The 2,305-nt window shown below is 72.1% G+C and carries 1 protein-coding gene; it reads left to right on the top strand.

The features are described from left to right. Window positions 1-108: 108 nt before the first annotated feature. Entirely contained in the window at window positions 109-2,244 is a 2,136-nt protein-coding gene (locus AB0J68_RS31110) for a hypothetical protein (RefSeq protein WP_363942337.1), read from the top strand. Window positions 2,245-2,305: the final 61 nt, after the last annotated feature.

Genomic DNA, 2,305 nt, shown 5'->3' with positions numbered 1-2,305 from the left:
GTGCGTTTCCCAACCCTTGGTGTGGCACCCTCGCCACGGAGTGAAGTAGGTCCCACAAGGGGCGTCCGTATCGCCCCAGCAGGGGGCGATGCGTGTGAGGATGGGGGCATGTCGCACGGCGAGGAACTGTTCGCTCTCGGCGGGGACGTGACCACGGAGCCCAGCTTCGAGTCCGCTCTGCGGGGGTACGAGAAGAAACAGGTTGACCGGTACGTCGCGCGTGCCGAGCACGAGATCGCGACCCTCGCCGCCGAACGGGAACAGGCCTATACACAGATCCACAAGCTCGCCGGCCAGGTCGAGGTGCTGCAGCGGGATCTGACCCAGGTCCGCAAGCAGATGAACGTGGTGGACCGGGCCTCCTTCCGGCACCTGGGTCCCCGCGTCGAGTCGATCCTCACCCTCGCCGAGGAGCAGGCCGAGCAGATCCTGTCGGCGGCCAACGAGGAGATCGACGCCCGTCGCGCCACCGCCGAGCACATCATCGAGGAGGCCCGCGAGCAGGCCGCGCGGGCGTTGAAGGACTTCGAGATCGCTCTCGCCGCCCGGCGCCAGGAGGAGGAGCGGCACAGCGCCTCCCGCCGCGCGGAGGCGGACGCGACCCTGCGGTCGGCCAAGGACGAGTCGGCGAAGCTGCGCAAGACCGCACAGGACGAGCTGGCCAAGGCCCAGCAGGAGGCCACCCACCTGCGGGACACCGCCAAGGAAATCCACACCCGGGCACAGCAGGAGGCCACCAAGCTGCGCGAGGCGGCCCGCGAGGCGCTGACCACCGCCCGGCAGGAGGCCGGCGAGCTGCGCGAGGCGGCCAAGGAGGTGCACGCCAAGGCCCAGCAGGAGGCCAAGCGGCTCACCGACACGGCGACCGAGGCGGGCCGGGCGACCCACGCCAAGGCCCAGCAGGAGGCCAAGCAGATCATCGACGACGCGTCGATGGCCGGCCGGGCCACCCGCGCCAAGGCACAGCAGGAGGCCGAGCGGCTGACCACGCAGGCGTCCGAGTCGGCCAAGCGCAGTCGGTCCGAGACCGAGGCGTACGTGCAGCGGATGCGCAGCGAGACCGAGGCGTACGTGCAGCAGTCCCGGGCGCAGACCCAGCAGGAGCTGGGCGCCTGGCGAGCCGGCGTGGAGCAGGAGGTCAACTCGCGGCGCGAGGCGGCCGACCGCGAGCTGGCCCAGCGACGGTCCACCGCCGAGCAGGAGTTCGCCAAGCGGCGCGACGAGCTGGACAAGCAGCACGAGTCCCGCAAGCAGGAGCTGGAGTCCACGTTCGCCAACCGCCAGCAGGAGCTGGAGTCGGGTTGGGCTGCGCGCAGCGCCGAGCTGGAATCCGAGTTCACAGCCCGCAAGAACGAGCTGGAGACCGAGTACACAGCCCGCAAGAACGAGATCGAGCAGGGCGCCGATGCGATCCGTCAGGCGGCCGAGCGGGACGCGTCGGCCCTGCGCCAGCGCGCCGAGACGGAGTCGGCCGAGCTGTTGAGCCGCGCCGCGACCGAGGCGGGTGACAAGCGCCGCAAGGCCGACGAGCACGTCGCGGCCTCGCGCCGCCAGTTCGAGGAGTACGCGGCCACGACCCAGCAGCACCTGGCGACCACGCAGCAGCACCTGGCGGCGACGCAGCAGGAGGCGGCCGCCGGCCGGCAGCAGCTCGCCCACGTGATGTTGGAGATCGCGCAGGCCCAGCAGCAGCTCGCCGACCTGCGGCAGGAGACCTGGAAGGCGCGGCAGGAGTCCGACGAGCTCGAGCGGCAGATGGCCGAGGTGCGGTTGCGCAGCACCACCGGCCCGATCGACGGCCCGACCGCACCGGCCACGGACGACCGCCCCGACCCGACGGCCGTGACCGAGCCGGCAGGCGGCCAGGCCGCGACCGGGTCCGGTATCGGTGACGACGGCGCTACCACGCCCGACGACGCTGGTGCGCCTGTCGGCGCCGGCACGGCGCTCGGCCTCACGACCGAGCCCGACGACGCCCGGCAGCCGGCGAACGCCGCCGCGGCCGGCGAGTCCGAGCAGTCCACGGCCCGCCCGGTGGCCGAGCCGGTGACCACTGTCGACGGCGGCGCGGCCAGCGCCGGGGTGGACGGCGAACCGACCGTGGCGGCCGTTCCGGGCGAGGGTGGCCGGGGCGCCAAGCCGACGAAGATCACCAGCACCGGTGAGAACGGCAAGCGCCCCAGCAAGCCGACCACCGACGAGCGCAGCGCCAAGCCCAGCAAGGTCACGATCGAGAAGGACTGACGGGCACCCACCCGTCCGAGCTTCGAGATCTTGGACAGTTTCCGTTCCTGTTGAACGGAAA

Origin of the sequence: Micromonospora sp. NPDC049580 (genome assembly GCF_040675595.1) — a bacterium.
In the GTDB taxonomy this organism is placed as follows: domain Bacteria; phylum Actinomycetota; class Actinomycetes; order Mycobacteriales; family Micromonosporaceae; genus Micromonospora.
Note: the sequence above shows the minus strand (reverse complement) of the source record. Positions and strands in the feature narration are given on the sequence as shown.